14 protein-coding genes and 2 pseudogenes are annotated in these 16697 nt (G+C 73.3%); 9 read left to right on the top strand and 7 right to left on the bottom strand.

Annotated elements, in window-relative coordinates; all coding sequences use genetic code 11:
- Positions 1-94: 94 nt before the first annotated feature.
- Positions 95-640: pseudogene (locus FH715_RS21425) on the top strand (murein hydrolase activator EnvC family protein); the annotation flags it as partial.
- 180 nt (positions 641-820) lie between these two features.
- Here FH715_RS21425 and FH715_RS21420 read toward each other — a convergent pair.
- From FH715_RS21420 to FH715_RS21400, 5 genes and pseudogenes are all read right to left on the bottom strand, one after another.
- A pseudogene (locus tag FH715_RS21420) lies at positions 821-1375 on the bottom strand (TetR/AcrR family transcriptional regulator); the annotation flags it as partial.
- Between the two features lie 73 nt (positions 1376-1448).
- Positions 1449-2300, bottom strand: a complete 852-nt coding sequence (whiG, locus tag FH715_RS21415) for an RNA polymerase sigma factor WhiG (RefSeq protein WP_139647836.1) — start codon at positions 2298-2300, stop codon at positions 1449-1451.
- A gap of 144 nt (positions 2301-2444) precedes the next feature.
- A complete protein-coding gene (gene dprA / locus FH715_RS21410; protein WP_139647934.1) occupies positions 2445-3605 on the bottom strand; it encodes a DNA-processing protein DprA in 1161 nt (386 codons plus the stop codon).
- A complete protein-coding gene (locus tag FH715_RS21405) occupies positions 3605-5212 on the bottom strand; it encodes a YifB family Mg chelatase-like AAA ATPase (protein WP_139647811.1) in 1608 nt (535 codons plus the stop codon). The genes dprA and FH715_RS21405 overlap by 1 nt, the downstream gene beginning before the upstream one ends.
- Entirely contained in the window at positions 5212-5592 is a 381-nt protein-coding gene (locus FH715_RS21400; protein ID WP_139647809.1) for a YraN family protein, read from the bottom strand. Before FH715_RS21400 ends, FH715_RS21405 begins: the two co-directional genes overlap by 1 nt.
- Before the next feature lie 493 nt (positions 5593-6085).
- Here FH715_RS21400 and rpsB point away from each other — a divergent pair, with 493 nt between their 5' ends.
- From rpsB to FH715_RS21375, 5 genes are all read left to right on the top strand, one after another.
- Positions 6086-6988, top strand: a complete 903-nt coding sequence (gene rpsB / locus FH715_RS21395; RefSeq protein ID WP_139647807.1) for a 30S ribosomal protein S2 — start codon at positions 6086-6088, stop codon at positions 6986-6988.
- Between the two features lie 174 nt (positions 6989-7162).
- Entirely contained in the window at positions 7163-7999 is an 837-nt protein-coding gene (gene tsf, locus FH715_RS21390; RefSeq protein ID WP_139647805.1) for a translation elongation factor Ts, read from the top strand.
- Positions 8000-8206: 207 nt separating this feature from the next.
- Positions 8207-8944: a UMP kinase gene (gene pyrH / locus FH715_RS21385; RefSeq protein WP_139647803.1), complete on the top strand. Its 738-nt coding sequence runs from the start codon at positions 8207-8209 to the stop codon at positions 8942-8944.
- Positions 8945-8982: 38 nt separating this feature from the next.
- Entirely contained in the window at positions 8983-9540 is a 558-nt protein-coding gene (gene frr, locus FH715_RS21380) for a ribosome recycling factor (RefSeq protein WP_139647801.1), read from the top strand.
- A gap of 74 nt (positions 9541-9614) precedes the next feature.
- Positions 9615-10505 (top strand): phosphatidate cytidylyltransferase, encoded by an 891-nt coding sequence (locus tag FH715_RS21375; RefSeq protein WP_170184787.1) that lies wholly within the window; start codon positions 9615-9617, stop codon positions 10503-10505.
- Between the two features lie 37 nt (positions 10506-10542).
- On the opposite strand, the gene FH715_RS21370 is transcribed toward FH715_RS21375, so the two are convergent.
- Positions 10543-11283 carry a response regulator gene (locus FH715_RS21370; RefSeq protein ID WP_139647797.1) on the bottom strand — a complete coding sequence of 247 codons (741 nt, stop codon included), beginning with the start codon at positions 11281-11283 and terminating at the stop codon, positions 10543-10545.
- Positions 11247-12413, bottom strand: a complete 1167-nt coding sequence (locus FH715_RS21365; RefSeq protein ID WP_211367727.1) for a sensor histidine kinase — start codon at positions 12411-12413, stop codon at positions 11247-11249. Before FH715_RS21365 ends, FH715_RS21370 begins: the two co-directional genes overlap by 37 nt.
- 170 nt (positions 12414-12583) lie before the next feature.
- Between FH715_RS21365 and FH715_RS21360 the strand changes: the two genes are divergently transcribed.
- The 3 genes from FH715_RS21360 to FH715_RS21350 all read left to right on the top strand — a co-directional run bounded on the left by FH715_RS21360 (position 12584) and on the right by FH715_RS21350 (position 16695).
- The gene (locus FH715_RS21360) at positions 12584-14155 is read left to right on the top strand and encodes an alpha/beta hydrolase (RefSeq protein WP_139647794.1); all 1572 of its coding nucleotides are present in this window, start codon (positions 12584-12586) and stop codon (positions 14153-14155) included.
- Positions 14156-14239: 84 nt separating this feature from the next.
- A complete protein-coding gene (rlmN, locus tag FH715_RS21355) occupies positions 14240-15361 on the top strand; it encodes a dual-specificity RNA methyltransferase RlmN (protein ID WP_139647793.1) in 1122 nt (373 codons plus the stop codon).
- Positions 15362-15612: 251 nt separating this feature from the next.
- Positions 15613-16695 carry a thiamine ABC transporter substrate-binding protein gene (locus FH715_RS21350; RefSeq protein WP_139647791.1) on the top strand — a complete coding sequence of 361 codons (1083 nt, stop codon included), beginning with the start codon at positions 15613-15615 and terminating at the stop codon, positions 16693-16695.
- Positions 16696-16697: the final 2 nt, after the last annotated feature.

Genomic DNA, 16697 nt, shown 5'->3' with positions numbered 1-16697 from the left:
CCGGTGGGTGAGCACTTTTCGGCCAGTGCCTGAGTTATCCACAGATTTGCGCTCTCGCCCCATCCGGGGTGCGAAAGCTGCCAGGCTTCCGTGCATGAGATCCCTCACGGTCGGTGTGCCGACGGGTGTCCTCGTGGGCCCGCTGATGCTGCTCGCTCTCCTCTGCCCGGCCCTGTCGCCCGCCTCGTCCCCGCGGCCCTCGCCGTCGTTCGCCGTGGTGCCGTTCGCCGTGGCGTCGTACGCGGGGACGCCGCTCGTGGGGGGCGCCGAGGGCGAAGCGGCCCGATCGGCGGAGCGGGGGCCCTCCGGTGCGGTGGCGGCCGACTGGCCGGTCCCCGGGGTGGGCGGAGGCGCGAGACCGACGGTGATGCGCGGCTTCGAGCCGCCCCCAGCGCCCTGGGCGCCGGGGCACCGGGGCGTCGACCTGGCGACCGTCCCGGGGGCCACGGTCCGCGCCGCCGCGGAGGGGCGGGTGACGTTCGCCGGCCGGGTCGCCGGGCGCGGAGCGGTCACGGTGGAGCTGTCCGGCACCGGCCAGCCGCCGCTGCGGATGACCCACGAGCCGGTCGAGCCGCTGGTGACCGAGGGAGAGCGGGTGCGGGCGGGCGACCCGCTGGGGGTGCTGGCGGCCGGGCCCTGGCACTGCGCGGAGCCCTGCCTGCACTGGGGACTGCTGAGGGACGCCGCCTACCTGGACCCGCTGTCGCTGCTGCCGGAGCGGCTGCTACGCCGGGGCCCCTCCAGGCTCCTGCCGGTGTCCGGGGTCCCCGAGCCCTCGGGCGGTCCGCACATCGACGACCTCGGAAGCGGCGGAGCCCACTCCGGCGACCCCGTCGAGCACGAGGGCCACGGCCAGCTCGGCGACCCGCTCCGGCGGGGGAGACCCGTCTCCGGAGCCGGCGGCGACGGCCGCTTCCACCACGCCACGGAGCAGCCCGGCGACCGTGGCCGGCTCCCGGTGGCCCCACTCCCGCAGCACGGAGACGACCAGCTCGGCCAACTCCCCGTGGGCGGCCCTGATCTCGGCCCTCGTCGCGTCGTCCAACTCGCTGGCGGAGACCGCCACCACCGCCTGGTGCCTCCGGTCGGTCGCCAGCGCCAACTGCGCGCGCACATACGCCGCGACCTTGGCCCGCGGGGTGTCGGCGGCGTCCATGGCGGCCGACACCTCGGCGGCCCAGAGCGGGAAGTCGTTGGCGCACAGCTCGGCGACCAGGGCGGCGCGTGAGGGGAAGTACTCGTAGACGGAGGAGCGGGCCAGCCCCGTCCGCTCGGCCAGCGCGGCGAAGGTCAACGCCTTCGCGCCGCCGTCGACCAGCAGGACACGGGCCGCTTCGAGCAGGGCGTCGCGGCGCATCGCGCGATGCTCGGCCACCGTGGCCGCTTCGATCCTGGGCACCCCTCCACTCTAGGGCGTGGCCGCCCGCGCGGAGGAGTCCCGGCGCGGGTCAGCCCCGCACGTCGGCGAGCTTGGCCCGCAGCTGCAACACGGACTTGGTGTGGATCTGGCTCACCCGGCTCTCGGTGACGCCCAGTACCGCGCCGATCTCCGCCAGGGTCAGGCCCTCGTAGTAGTAGAGGGTCACCACCGTCTTCTCCCGGTCGGGAAGCGTGTTGACCGCGCGGGCCAACAACCGGCGCAGCTCACGGTCCTCCGCCACCTCGACCGGGTTGTCGGCGGCGGTGTCCTCCAGGGTGTCCATCAGGCTCAGCCGGTCGCCACCGCCCTCGCCCGCGTGCAGCAGCTCCTCCAGCGCCACCACGTTGGCGAGGGACAACTGGCTGAACACCCCGTGCAGTTCCTCCAGGGTGACGTCCATCTCCTTGGCCACCTCGGGCTCCGTGGGGGTGCGCCGCAGCGAGGCCTCCAGGGTGGCGTAGGCGCGCTCGATGGCGCGTGCCTTCTGCCGGACCGAGCGGGGGATCCAGTCCAGCGCGCGCAGCTCGTCGATCATCGCGCCCCGGATGCGGGTGATCGCGTAGGTCTCGAACTTGATGGAGCGCGTCGGGTCGAACTTCTCGATGGCGTCGATCAGCCCGAACACGCCGGAGGAGACGAAGTCCGCCTGCTCGACGTTGGGAGGAAGCCCGACGCTGACCCGTCCGGCCACGTACTTGACCAGCGGCGAGTAGTGGAGGATCAGCTGCTCACGAAGCCGCTCGTCACCGGTGGACTTGTAGGCACGCCACAGCTCGTCGAGCGCGGAGGGTGCGGAGGGTGCCTTGGGGGTCATGGCGCCCTCCGCCGCGTCCGGTGCAGCCTGGGCCACCTGCCAGGGCCCGGGGGAGTGCTGGGGCATACGTCGTCATGAGCCGTTCTGCGGGGGGTCCGGTGGGGTTCTGTCGACAGAACCCTGTGAGCGTAGCGTGACTGAGAGGTCGCATCGCGCACGCGCCGGGCGGGGGCGGGTGCGCAGATACGTTCCGCTGGCCGCACGCTGGGCTTACGTGCCGCCATGAGCCTTTCCCGCAAGCACCACCCGCGCGTGTCGGGTTGACCCCGGTGGCAACCGCCAGTGCTCGCCCACCCGTTCGACGAAGCCGAGGGCGCACAACTCGACCAGCCGGGCGCGCGCCTCCTCCTCCCCGGCGCACGCGCCCCTGGCGATCTCCGTCAACCCCAGCGAACCCTCGGCGGGTAGGGCCTCCAACACCCGCGCCGCCCGCGGCGCCAGCAGGTCGCGCGGCACCAGGGGCTCAGGCCCCGGATCGGCCAACTCCCCGATCTCCCCGACCAGCTCGATGATCTCCGCCGCGCTGCTCACCAGCGTCGCCTCGGAACGGATCAGCCGGTGGGCCCCGGCGGAGAGCCCCGAGGTCACCGGTCCGGGGACGGCCATCAGATGGCGACCGAGCCCCGTCGTGTGGCGGGCCGTCGCCAGGGCGCCGCTGCGCCGGGCCGCCTCCACGACCACGGTGCCCCTGGACAGCGCGGCGATCACCCGGTTCCGCTGGATGAAGCGTCCACGCGTGGGATGGTCGCCCGGCGCCAACTCGGCGACCACCAGCCCCGAGCCGGCGATCCGGTCCAGCAACTCCCGGTGCGCCAGCGGATAACTGACGTCGACCCCGCACGCCAGGACCGCGACCGTCACTCCCGAGACCGCCAGTGCGCCCCGGTGCGCGGCCCCGTCGATCCCGAAGGCGGCGCCCGACACCACCGTCCACCCCCGCTCCGCCAGGCCGGTCGCCAACTCGGCTGCCACATGGGCCCCGTAGTCCGTGCAGGCCCTGGCGCCGACCAGCGCCACCGCGCGCAGCCCGACGAACCGCAGCGAGCAGGGCCCGCGCACCCACAGCCCGATCGGCGCAGCCGCCCCGAGATCGGCCAACTGGCCCGGCCACTCCCGGTCCCCCGGACACAGGAACCGGCCGCCCAACGCCCCGATCCGCTCCAGGTCCCGCTCGGGATCGGCCTTCTCGGCGCGCAGACAGAGCCCGGACCAGTGCCGCGCGCTCACCCCCTCCGGCGGCGGTGCGCCCTTCCGCAGGGCCACCCACACGGGCTCGGGGCCCCACGCGGCGATCAGCCGCCCCAGCCGCTCGTCCCCCGGCTCGACGACCCCGGCCAACGCCGCCCGCGCCAGCCGCTCGCCCGGGGCGATCACGACAGGCTCCCGGCGACACCGGCACCGCGACGCACCCCGGTGCGCAGCTCCAGCGCCGCGTCCACGTCCCCCGCCGTGGGCCGGTCGTGCCCGACGAGGTCGGCGATCGTCCAGGCCACCCGCAGCACCCGGTCCAGGCCGCGCGCCGTGAGCAGTCCCCGGTCCATGTCCCGCTCCGCCCGCTCCAGCGCGCCGGGCGCCGGCGCCCAACGGGTCCGCAGCGCGTGCCCCGGCACCTCGCTGTTGGTCCCCCAGGGCGTGCCGGCCAGCCGCTCCGCCGCCCGATGACGGGCGGCCAGCACCCGGCCCGCCACCCTGGCCGTCGACTCGCCGCCGCCCGGCGCGACCAACTCGGCGCGGCTCACCGGCTCCACGCCCACCCGCAGGTCCACCCGGTCCAGCAGCGGCCCCGACAGCCGGGCCTGGTACCGCCGCACCGTCCCCGGAAGGCAGTCGCATTCCCCCAGCGGGGAGCCGAACCGCCCGCACGGGCACGGATTCGTCGCCATGACCAACAGCACCCGCGCCGGCATCCGCACCACGCCGGCCGCCCTGGCCACCACCACGCACCCCGACTCCAGCGGCTGCCGCAGCGCGTCCAGCGCCTGCCCGCTCATCTCGGCGGCCTCGTCGATGAAGAGCACCCCGTGGTGGGCGAGGGAGATCGCCCCCGGTCTGGGCGTCCCACTGCCGCCCCCGACCAGGGCCGCCATCGAGGCCGAGTGGTGCGGGGCGCAGTACGGCGGGCGGGCGATCAGCGGGCGGCCGGCCGACAGCGCGCCGCTCACCGAGTGCACCGCGCTGACCTCAAGCGACTCCTTCCTGCTGAGCGGCGGCAGCAGCCCCGGCAGCCGCTCGGCGAGCATCGTCTTCCCCGCGCCCGGCGCCCCCTTCAACAGCAGGTGGTGCCGCCCGGCGGCGGCGACCTCCAGCGCCCTGCGGGCCAGCGACTGCCCCGAGACGTCCCCGAGGTCGGGTGGCGACTCGGCCCCCTCGGGACCCCGGAGACTCCCCGCCGTCAACGCGCTCCAGCCGTCGAAGCCGGGGTCCAGGAGCGCCGGCTCGGAGTCCGCCGGCTCCTCCGGCACCGGCTCGTCCGCGAGAAGGGCGATCAACTGCCGCAGGCTGCGCACCCCGAGCACCGCCACGTCCGGCACGAGCGCCGCCTCCGCGACCGCGCCCTCGGGCACCACCACCTGGCGGTACCCGGCCTCCGCGGCCGTGAGCACCGCGGGCAGCACACCGCGCACCGGCCGCACCCGCCCGTCCAACGACAGCTCGCCGATCATCATCACGTCCGCGATCGAGCGGGGGTCGATCCGCTCGGCCGCGGCCAGCACCGCGCAGGCCACGGCGAGATCGAAGCCGCTGCCGAACTTCGGCACCGAGGCGGGGCTCAGCCCCACCGTGAGCTTCTTCTGCGGCCAGGCGGCGCCCGAGTTGACCACCGCGGCCCGCACCCGGTCGCGGCTCTCGGTGAGCGACTTGTCCGCGAGCCCGACCAGGGAGAACGCCGCCACCCCCGGCTCAAGCCCCGCCTGGACCTCCACGGGCACGCCCTCGACCCCGACCAGGGCCACGGCGCAGGTACGCGCGAACGTCATCACGCCACCCCCCGCACATGCTCGACGCGGGCGGCACCGCGGCGGGGCAGCACCACCCCGACCAGGTCGATGCGCACGCCGCCCGGCGGCGGCTCCGGATGGACCGTGAGCCACCGCTCGCCCAGCCACCGCTCGGCCAACCGCCGCAGCCGCTCCGCCTGCGCCGGCGAGAGCCCCGCCAGCGGATGCTGGAACCCGCCCGCCCTGCGGGTCTTCACCTCGCAGACGACCAGCGCGGACCCGGCCCGGTCCGCCGCCACGATGTCGATCTCCCCGGCACGACAGCGCCAGTTCCTCTCCAGGACGGTCATCCCCGACCGTCGCAGCCTCCGCGCGGCGATCTCCTCGCCGTAGCGGCCCAGCGCACCTCGCTCGTTCATGGCCACATCACCTCCGTGACTCACTGTGACGGAACGAGCCGAATGGAGTGGATCTTGGTGGATAACCCGCTGGTTGTGGATAACCTCGCCACTCGTTCGAGTGAAGCGCTCGACGACGATTCGTCACCGTGGGTAATATCCGTGGGTGTGGGACGGTCTCCTCGGCTCCGTTCGGGCCGTCGGCGCCGCCCGGGCTCCGTACGGGCGGGGACGCGCGTGATGTGCGGGGTGCGGTGGCGGGTTGGGGGCTTAGGTGGCTGTCGCCCGGGCCCGTCCGGTTCCCGTACACTTCTGGTGGCGACCCGGCACCCGGGTCGACCTCGCACGCCCCGCCGTCGGGGCGCACCGGCCATCCGGTGTGTGTCGACGGCCGCGTGTCTCGGTCCGTGGCGGTCGTGACTTTCCGGCCCTCCCGGCACCGCGCGACAGGGGCGTCAGGAGCGCCGGCCTTCCGGCTGGCGCTGACAACCGAGTAAGCACAAGGAGAACGGCCATGGCCGTCGTCACGATGCGGGAGCTGCTGGAGAGCGGCGTCCACTTCGGGCACCAGACCCGCCGCTGGAACCCGAAGATGAAGCGTTTCATCTTCACCGAGCGCAACGGCATCTACATCATCGACCTGCTCCAGTCGCTGTCGTACATCGACCGCGCCTACGAGTTCGTCAAGGAGACCGTCGCGCACGGCGGGACCGTCATGTTCGTCGGCACGAAGAAGCAGGCCCAGCAGGCCATCGCCGAGCAGGCGACCCGCGTGGGCATGCCCTACGTCAACCAGCGCTGGCTGGGCGGCATGCTGACCAACTTCTCCACCGTGCACAAGAGGCTCCAGCGCCTCAAGGAGCTGGAGCAGATCGACTTCGACGACGTGGCGGCCTCCGGCCTCACCAAGAAGGAGCTGCTGGTCCTCTCCCGCGAGAAGGCCAAGCTGGAGAAGACCCTCGGCGGTATCCGCGAGATGCAGAAGGTGCCCAGCGCCGTCTGGATCGTGGACACCAAGAAGGAGCACATCGCCGTCGGCGAGGCCCGCAAGCTGAACATCCCGGTGGTCGCGATCCTCGACACCAACTGCGACCCGGACGAGGTCGACTACAAGATCCCGGGCAACGACGACGCGATCCGCTCCGTCACCCTGCTGACCCGCGTGATCGCCGACGGCGTGGCCGAGGGCCTGATCGCCCGCTCCGGCGCCTCGCAGGCGAAGGACGGCGAGAAGCCGGCCGGCGAGCCGCTGCCCGAGTGGGAGCGCGAGCTGCTGACCGGCGCCGAGGAGAAGGCCGCCGAGGCCAAGGCCGAGGAGACGCCGGCCGAGGAGAAGCCGGCCGACGAGGCCGTCACCCCGGAGCCGGCGGCCGAGCCCGCCGCCGCCGAGGCGCAGCCGGCCGGCGAGAGCGCCTGACGAACGACGACCGGGCCCGCCTGGCGGGCCCGTCGGCAGACAGCTGAGAGAGCACGGGCGGTGCGGGAAGGCCGGAAGCGGCTCCCGCACCGCCGTTCTCCGGTCGGTGCGGCCCACGCCCCGAGCGAGCGCAGCGACCCCAACGACGAGACCCGGGAAGAGAATCACGTAACCATGGCGAACTTCACCGCCGCCGACGTCAAGAAGCTCCGTGAGCTGTCCGGCGCCGGCATGATGGACTGCAAGAAGGCGCTGGACGAGGCCGAAGGCGACGTCACCAAGGCCGTGGAGATCCTGCGCGTCAAGGGCCAGAAGGGCGTGGCCAAGCGCGAGAGCCGCACCGCGGAGAACGGCGCCGTCGTCGCCGTCATCGCCGACGACCACGCCACCGGCGTGCTGGTCGAGCTGAAGTGCGAGACCGACTTCGTGGCCAAGGGCGACAAGTTCCAGGCCGTGGCCCAGCGGGTGGCCGACCACGTCTTCGCCACCGCGCCCGCCGACCTGGAGTCCCTGCTCACCTCCGAGATCGAGCCGGGCCAGAGCGTCAAGGCCTTCGTCGACGAGGCCAACGCCAGCCTCGGCGAGAAGATCGTGCTGGACCGCTTCGCCCGCCTCACCGGCGGCTACGTGGGCAGCTACCTGCACCGCACCAGCCCGGACCTGCCGCCGCAGGTGGGCGTCCTGGTGCAGCTCGCCGACGCCAACGCCGAGGTCGCCAAGGACGTGGCGCAGCACATCGCCGCCTTCTCGCCCGCCTACCTGAACCGCGACGAGGTCCCGGCCGAGGACGTGGAGAACGAGCGCCGCATCGCCGAGGCCACCGCCCGCGAGGAGGGCAAGCCCGAGGGCGCGCTCCCGAAGATCGTCGAGGGCCGGGTCAACGGCTTCTTCAAGGAGAAGGTCCTGGTCGACCAGCCCTTCGCCAAGGACAACAAGAAGTCCGTCCAGAAGGTCCTCACCGAGGCCGGCACCTCGATCCAGGGCTTCGCCCGCTTCCGCGTCGGCGCCTGATCCCGTCCGGCCGGCGGCGGTCTCCTGACGCGCCGCCGGCCACAGGGCGGTCGAGTCCCGGCTATTGTCGGGCGGAAGGCCGTCGGGCCGTGCGAGCAGTCGCGGCGGCCGGGCGACCGCAGTTGTGACGAGGAGGCCATTGCCGTACAGGGGAACCGCAAGGTCCACCGGCAGTGGCCTCCTTGGCGTGTGCACGAGGAGAGTGGCATGATCCAGGACGACAAACCCCGCCGTTTCCTGCTGAAGCTGTCGGGTGAGGCATTCGCGGGCGGCGGCGGGCTCGGTGTCGATCCCGATGTCGTGCACAAGATGGCCCGGGAGATCGCGGCCGTGGTGCGGGACGGCGCGCAGATCGCGGTGGTGATCGGCGGCGGCAACTTCTTCCGCGGCGCCGAGCTCCAGCAGCGCGGCATGGACCGCGCCCGCTCCGACTACATGGGCATGTTGGGCACGGTGATGAACTGCCTCGCGCTCCAGGACTTCCTGGAGAAGGAGGGCATCGACTCCCGGGTGCAGACCGCCATCACCATGGGTCAGGTCGCCGAGCCGTACATCCCGTTGCGCGCCGTGCGCCACCTGGAGAAGGGCCGCGTGGTCATCTTCGGCGCCGGCATGGGGATGCCCTACTTCTCGACCGACACCACCGCGGCGCAGCGGGCGTTGGAGATCCACGCCGAGGCGTTGCTCATGGGGAAGAACGGCGTGGACGGGGTCTACGACTCCGACCCGGCGCGGAACGCGGACGCCGTGAAGTACGACGCCCTGGACTACTCCGAGGTGATCACCAGGGACCTGAAGGTCGCCGACTCCACCGCGATCACCCTGTGCCGGGACAACCAGTTGCCCATCCTGGTCTTCGAGCTGCTCGCGGAGGGCAATATCGCCCGTGCGGTAAAGGGTGAGAAGATCGGCACACTCGTCAACAGCCAGGGCCGGCGGGCCTGACGGCCTGTCAGCGCACACATCGAACCCAGGAGCACGTGGTGATCGAAGAAGCCCTTCTCGAAGCCGAGGAGAAGATGGAGAAGGCGGTCGTGGTCGCCAAGGAGGACCTGGCCGCGATCCGCACCGGCCGTGCCCACCCGGCGATGTTCAACAAGATCGTGGCCGAGTACTACGGGACGTTGACCCCGATCAACCAGCTCGCCTCGTTCTCCGTGCCGGAGGCGCGGATGGCGGTGGTGACCCCGTTCGACAAGTCCTCGCTGCGCAACATCGAGCAGGCGATCCGGGACTCCGACCTCGGCGTCAACCCGACCAACGACGGTCACATCATCCGCGTGGTCTTCCCCGATCTGACCGAGGAGCGCCGCAAGGAGTTCATCAAGGTCGCCAAGACCAAGGGCGAGGACGCCAAGATCTCCATCCGCGGGGTCCGGCGGAAGGCCAAGGAGACGATCGACAAGGCGATCAAGGACGGCGACGTCGGCGAGGACGAGGGCCGGCGCGGCGAGAAGGAGCTGGACGACACCACCTCCAAGTACGTGGCGCAGGTCGACGAGTTGCTCAAGCACAAGGAGTCCGAGCTGCTTGAGGTCTGAGCGGTCGCGCACCGCGTGGCGATGTGACCGATCCGGACCGCGAAACACCAGGACCGAGAGAGACTCTGTCATCCGTGAACGAATCAACCTGGGGGCCGACCCCGGCCACCGGGCGGGCACCGGCCGAACCCCCGGCCCCTCCGCGGAAGAAGCGCGCCGGGCGTGACCTGCGGGCCGCCGTCGGGGTCGGGGTCGGGCTCGGCGCCGTGGTCCTCGCCGCGCTCTTCGTCTACCGGCCCGCCTTCCTCGTCGTGATAGCGGCGGCCGTCGTCGTCGGCCTGTGGGAGCTGTCCACCCGGCTCGTCGAACGCAAGGACGTCCGGGTGCCGTTGGTGCCGCTGGCGCTGGGCGGCGTGGCCACCGTCGTGGCCGGGTACCTCGGGGGCACCGAGGGCGCCTGGTCGGCGATGGCGCTCACGGTGCTCGCCACCTGTCTGTGGCGGATGTTCTCCTCCCCGGAGAACTACCTCAGGGACGTGACCGCCGGCGTCTTCGCCGCGTTCTACGTGCCGTTCCTCGCCAGCTTCGTGGCGCTGATGCTGGCCGCCGACGACGGGCAGTGGCGGGTGGCGGTCTTCATACTGCTCACCGTGGTCAGCGACACCGGTGCCTACGCCGTCGGTTGGCGGTTCGGCCGTTCCAAGCTCGCGCCCCGGATCAGTCCGGGCAAGACCAGGGAGGGGCTGGCCGGAGCGGTCTTCTTCGCCGCGGTCGCCGGCGCCCTCTCGATGATGTGGCTGATCGACGACGGCACCTGGTGGCAGGGCGTGCTGCTGGGCCTCGGGGTGGCGATCAGCGCGACGCTGGGCGACCTCGGCGAGTCGATGATCAAGCGGGACCTGGGCATCAAGGACATGGGGTCGCTGCTGCCGGGACACGGCGGGATCATGGACCGGCTGGACTCGTTGCTGCCCACGGCCCCGGTGGTCTGGCTGCTGCTCGCGGTCTTCGTCGGCGTCGAGTAACGCCCGTCGTCGAGCAACGCCCCGTGCCCGCGGGCGTTCACCGCTGCGGGGTGAGTCCGGCGTCGTGGACGAGCAGGGCGATCTGCACGCGGTTCCTCAGGTCGAGTTTGGTGAGGATCGCCGAGACATGGGTCTTGACCGTGGCCAGACCGACGTGGTGGCGGGCGGCGATCTCGGCGTTGGAGCGTCCGGCGCCGACGTCCAGGGCCACGGTGCGTTCGCGCGGCGCGAGCGAGTCGAGCCGTCGGAGTGCCGCGTCCGCGCGGGCGTCGCGCGGCGGCGGCGCGCACACGGCGCGGTCGATGAGCCGGCGGGTGACCTCGGGGGAGAGCACCGGCCGGCCGCCGGCGGCCTGCCGGATGGCGACGACCAGCTCGTCCGGCGGCGTGTCCTTCAGCAGGAAGCCGGCGGCGCCCGCGCGCAGCGCCCGCAGCACGTGCCCCTCGGAGTCGAAGGTGGTCAGCACCACGACCCGCGTCGCCGGGACGCGGGCGTGCAGGGCCTCGGTGGCGGAGATGCCGTCCACGCCCGGCATCCGGATGTCCATCAGGACCACGTCCGGCCGGTGCCGCACGGCCAACTCGACGGCCCGGGTGCCGTCGTCGGCCTCGGCGACCACCCGCAGATCGGCGGCGCCCCGCAGCATCACCGTCAGTCCGAAGCGCACGACGGGGTCGTCGTCGGCGATGAGCACGTCGACGGTCGCGTCGTCCGCCGGGTCGGCGCCCGGTGCCCGGCTGGTCACGCCGTCCACGGTAGCCGGACGCCCAACCGCCATCCGCCGCCGCCCGTCGGGCCGTGCCGCAGGTCGCCGCCGACGAGCGCGACCCGTTCGCCCAGCCCCAGCAGCCCCGCCCCCGAGCCGGTCGGTGCCGCGGCGAACCGCCCGGGCGGCGGCTCGTTGACGACTTCCGCGCTCAGGCCGGCGCCGGGCTCCGCCGTGATGGTCACGGCGACGGTCGCGGTGGGCGCGTGCTTGCGGGCGTTGGTCAACCCCTCCTGGACGAAGCGGTAGAGGGCGCGGCCCACCGCCGTGGGCACCGGGTGGGCGCCGGTGGAGACTCCGGACTCGTCGCGCAGCCGGACGACGGCGCCGGCGCGGTTGGCCTCCTCGACGAGTTCGGCGATGTCGACGGCCTCCGGCAGCGGCACGTCGCCGTCCGGGGCGCGCAGCACGGCGATGACCTCGCGCAGGTCACGCAGCGCGCGGTGGGCGTTCTCCCGGATCAGTTCGGCGGCGCGCTGGGTCTCCTCGGCGGTGGCCTCGCGGTGGTAGGCGAGCGCGCCCGCGTTGACGGTGAGCAGCGACAGCCGGTGGCCGAGGACGTCGTGCATCTCCCGGGCCAGCTCCTCGCGGGCCTCGTGGCGGGCGTGTGCGGTGCGCAGCCGGGCCTCGGTCTCGGCGGCGCGGGCCCGCTCACGCAGCGAGGCGACGAGCTGGCGGTGGCTGCGCACCAGCAGGCCCCACGCGACGACGGCGACATGCACGGTGACGATCCAGACCAGGAACATCCAGGCGGGCAGCAGGGGTTCGGGCCGCACCACCTGGAAGACGGTGTGCGCGAGGACGCTGCAAGCGGCCAGCGGCACGGCCTCCCGCGCCGTGCGGTGGACCGCCACGGTGAAGAGCATGGCCAGCGCCGCGGCCGAGGCGCCCTCGAAGACGGTGGTCGACGCGACCAGGACGACGCAGATGACCAGCGGGTGACGCCGCCGCCACCACAGCGCGAGGCAGCCGAGCGCCCCGACGACGACGTCCAGGTCCATCACCCAGCGGGGCACCGTCGGGGCGAGGTCCCGCCGCAGCGCCATCGTCGCGACCGCGACCGCGACGGCCAGGGCGAACAGCCCGCCGTCGACCAGCCGGTCGCGGGCCGCCCCGCGCGTGCTCTCTTCCCCTCGGTCCACGACCGCGACCCTAGGCCGGGGAGGCGCGCCGCCACCTCCCCCCGAAGTCGGAGCCCCGCCTCCGACTTCGGTCGAGCACCCGAGCCCTTCGGGCGATCCGGACCGGCACGGCGCGGTCCTAGCGTCGGTCGCGCACCACGACCCGAGCCACCCATCACCGAGGAGAACCCGTGTTCCGTTCGCCTGCGCGACGGCTCGTCATCGCGGCCGTCACGCTGCTTCTGGCGTCCGCCTGCACGAGCACGACCGAGGACGCCCCGCCCGACGAGTCGCCGCCCGACCTGTCGGCGTTCCACGAGCAGACGGTCGCGTTCGAGCCGTGCGCGCCCTACGCCACGACGGCCGTCGACGAGGAGCTGTTCGCCGACGAGCGCCTGGAGTGCGCCCGGGTGCGGGTCCCGTTGGACTACGCGGATCCGGAGGGCGCGAGCGGCGAGGTGGCCCTGCTGCGGATACGGGCCGGCGGGGAGAGGGACGGGGAGAAGATCGGTTCGCTGCTGGTCAACCCGGGCGGCCCGGGGGGTTCGGGGATGAACTTCGTGGCCGCGATGGCCGCGTCCAACCCGATGTGGACGGAGGGGGCGATCGGCCAGCGGTTCGACGTGGTCGGCTTCGACCCGAGAGGCGCGGGGGCCTCGCTGCCGCGGGTGGACTGCTTCACCGACGAGGAGGAGGACCGCGAGGAGGGCTTCCACGCCGCGCTGGAGACCGATGTCGTTCCGGACGCCGAGGCGGCGGCCGAGGTGGCGCGGCGGTGCGCGGAGAGCGTGGGCGGCGACGAGGCGTTGGCCGGCGTCAGCACCCGGGACATCGCGCGGGACATGGACGTGCTGCGCGCGGTGCTGGGCGACGAGAAGCTGACCTATCTCGGCTACAGCTACGGAACGGAGCTGGGCGGGGCCTACGCGGAGGCGTTCCCCGACCGGGTGCGGGCGATGGTGCTGGACGGCGCGGTCGACCCGAAGCGGAGCGCGGACGAGCTGATGGTCGCCCAGGCGGCGGCGGGCCAGGAGGGCTTCGACCGGCTGGCCGAGGAGTGCGCGGCCGAGGCGGACTGCCCGCTGGGCGGCGACCCGGCCCGGAGCACCGAGGAGTTCCAGGCGCTGACGCGTCCGCTGCGCGACGAGCCGGCGCCCACCGCCGACGGGCGGGGGCTGGGGTACGACCTGGCGATCACCGGCACGCTGGCCGGGCTGCGGAGCGAGTCGCTGCGGGGTCAACTCGTGGAGGCGCTCGGCGAGCTGGCCGAGGGACGGGGTGACGGGCTGCTCGCGCTGAGCGACCTCATCAACGACCGGGGCCCGGACGGGCGTTACCGCGGGCTGATGGACGCCTTCACGGCCGTGCGCTGCATGGACTGGCCGCGGAGCACGCCGGAGGAGCTGGCCGAACGGGGGCGCCGGATGCGTGAGGTCGCCCCGATACTGGACGACGGCCGACCGGTGGGGGAGGACCACCACGTGTGCGAGGCGTGGCCGGCGCCGCCGACGCGGTCGGGCCCCTATGCCTCGGGCGAGGTCGACCTGCCGCCGACGCTGACCGTCTCGGTCACCGGGGACCCGGCCACCCCGCACCAGGGCGGGATCAACCTGGCCGAGGCCCTGGGCGGGAGCCTGCTGACCGTCGACGGCGCGCAGCACGGCGCGGCGCTGACCAAGCCCCACGCGTGCATCGACGAGATCGTCGTCGACTACCTGGTCGCACTGGAGACCCCGCCGGACGGCGCGCGCTGCGAGCTGTAGCCGAGGGGGTGCGGCACCGCCCGTGCCGCACCCCCTCCCGGGCGTGGCGCACGGAGGTCCGGCACCGTGCCACAATCGAGTGTTGTGTCTACCCTTCCCCTTGTCTTCGATGCCCCCAAGCGCGGCCTCCCGCCGCGCCACCTGGCGGACCTGTCCTCGGACGAGCGCGCCGCGGCCGTCGCCGAGCTGGGGGAGAAGCCGTTCCGGGCCAAGCAGCTGTCGCACCACTACTTCTCCCGACTGACCGTCGATCCGGAGGAGATGACCGACATCCCGGCCGCCTCCCGGAAGCGGCTGGTGGACGCGCTGATGCCGCCGCTGCTCACCGAGGTCCGCGCGCTGGCGTGCGACGACGGCGCGACGCGCAAGACGCTGTGGCGCGCGCACGACGGCACGCTGCTGGAGAGCGTGCTGATGCGCTACCCGGACCGGGCCACGCTGTGCATCTCCAGCCAGGCGGGCTGCGGGATGGCCTGCCCGTTCTGCGCGACGGGCCAGGCGGGCCTCGACCGCAACCTCTCGACGGCCGAGATCGTCGACCAGGTGCGCTCGGCCGCCGCCGTGATGCGGGACGGGCTGATGGTCGACGAGGCGGGCGAGCCGAGCCCCGGGCGGCTGTCCAACATCGTCTTCATGGGGATGGGCGAGCCGCTGGCGAACCTGGCCAGGGTGATACGCGCCGTGCGGCGGATCACGGACCCGGCGCCGGCGGGGCTCGGCATCTCGCAGCGGTCGGTGACGGTCTCCACGGTGGGGCTCGCGCCGGCGATCCGGAAGCTGGCGGACGAGCGGATGCAGGTGCGGCTGGCCGTCTCGCTGCACACCCCGGACGACGAGCTGCGGGACACCCTGGTGCCGGTCAACAACCGGTGGTCGGTGTCCGAGGTGCTGGACGCGGCGCGGTACTACGCGGACACCTCGGGGCGGCGGGTGTCGATCGAGTACGCGCTGATCAGGGACGTGAACGACCAGCCGTGGCGGGCCGAGCTGCTGGCGAAGCGGCTGCGGAAGCACCTGGGGCAGCTGGTCCACGTCAACGTGATCCCGTTGAACCCGACGCCCGGCTCGCAGTGGGACGCCTCGCCGAAGCCGGTGGAGCGGGAGTTCGTGCGGCTGGTCAACGCGGGGGGCGTGGCCTGCACGGTGCGCGACACCCGCGGCCAGGAGATCGCCGCCGCCTGCGGCCAGCTCGCCGCCGAGGGCTGAACGCCCCGGGCCTCGGCCCGCACGCCGGTCCGCCGGATCGGGCGTGCGGGCCGTGCTGTTATCGTTGGCATTCGAACATTTGCGTATCATCCGTGCGCCTCGGCGCGCGGACATCCGACAGGGGAGCGCTCGCAGCGCTGAGAGTGCGGCACCGGCCGCAGACCCTCGAACCTCGCCCAGGTCATGCTGGGTAGGAAGTTCGGACCTCCTCTCGTGCTGCCCGCGTCCGCCCGCGCGTAGAAAGCGACGTCATGCAGCGCAGCAGCATCCAACGGGCCACGGCGGCCCTGCTCGTCCTCGGACTCGGGGCGCTCACCGCCTGCGGCTCGGACGGCGGCGGTGACGAGGGCGGGGGCTCGGGCGGGGACGAGGTGGTGCTGGTCACCCACGAGTCGTTCCTGGTCTCCGACGCCGTGCTGGAGGAGTTCACCGAGGAGACCGGCTACCGGGTGAAGCTGCTGCGCGCCGGCGACGCGGGCGTGGTCGTCAACCAGGCGGTGCTCTCCGCCGGCAACCCGCAGGGCGACGTGCTCTTCGGCGTGGACAACACCCTGCTCTCCCGGGCCCTGGACGCCGGGATCTTCACCCCGCACGAGGCGGCGGGGCTGGAACACGTGCCGGACGAGCTGCGGTTGGACGACGAGGAGCACCGGGTCACCCCGGTCGACACCGGCGACATCTGCGTCAACTACGACCGCGCCTGGTTCGACGAGCGCGACCTCGCGCCGCCGCGCACCCTCCAGGACCTGGCCGACCCCGCCTACGCCGACCTGCTGGTGGTGCAGAACGCGGCCACCTCCTCACCCGGCCTCGGCTTTCTGCTGGCCACCGTCGCCGCCTTCGGCGAGGACGGCTGGGGGGAGTACTGGGAGTCGCTGCGGGAGAACGGCGTCGAGGTGGTCGAGGGCTGGGAACAGGCGTACAACGAGCGGTTCTCCGGCGCCGGGCAGGGTGGCGACCGGCCGCTGGTGGTCTCCTACGCCAGCAGCCCGCCGGCCGGCGTGGTCTACGGCGGCGACGAGCGGCCCGAGCGGGCGCCCACCGGGGTGGCGGCGGAGACCTGCTTCCGGCAGGTCGAGTTCGCCGGGCTGCTGGACGGCGCGGCCAACGAGGAGGGCGGCCGGGCGCTGCTGGACTTCCTGCTGGGGCTGCCGTTCCAGGAGGACATGCCGCTGAGCATGTTCGTGCTGCCGGCGCGCGAGGACGCGGCGCTGCCCGAGGAGTTCGCCCGGTACGTCGAGCCCGTCGACGAGGTCCACGAGGTGGCGCCCGAGGACATCGCGGCGCACCGCGACGAGTGGATCGACGAGTGGACCGACCTGGTCGTCAGGTGACG

It is taken from the genome of Streptomyces sedi (assembly GCF_006335015.1).
In the GTDB taxonomy this organism is placed as follows: Bacteria; Actinomycetota; Actinomycetes; order Streptomycetales; family Streptomycetaceae; genus Streptomyces; species Streptomyces sedi.
This window is presented reverse-complemented; position numbering and strand designations above follow the sequence as displayed.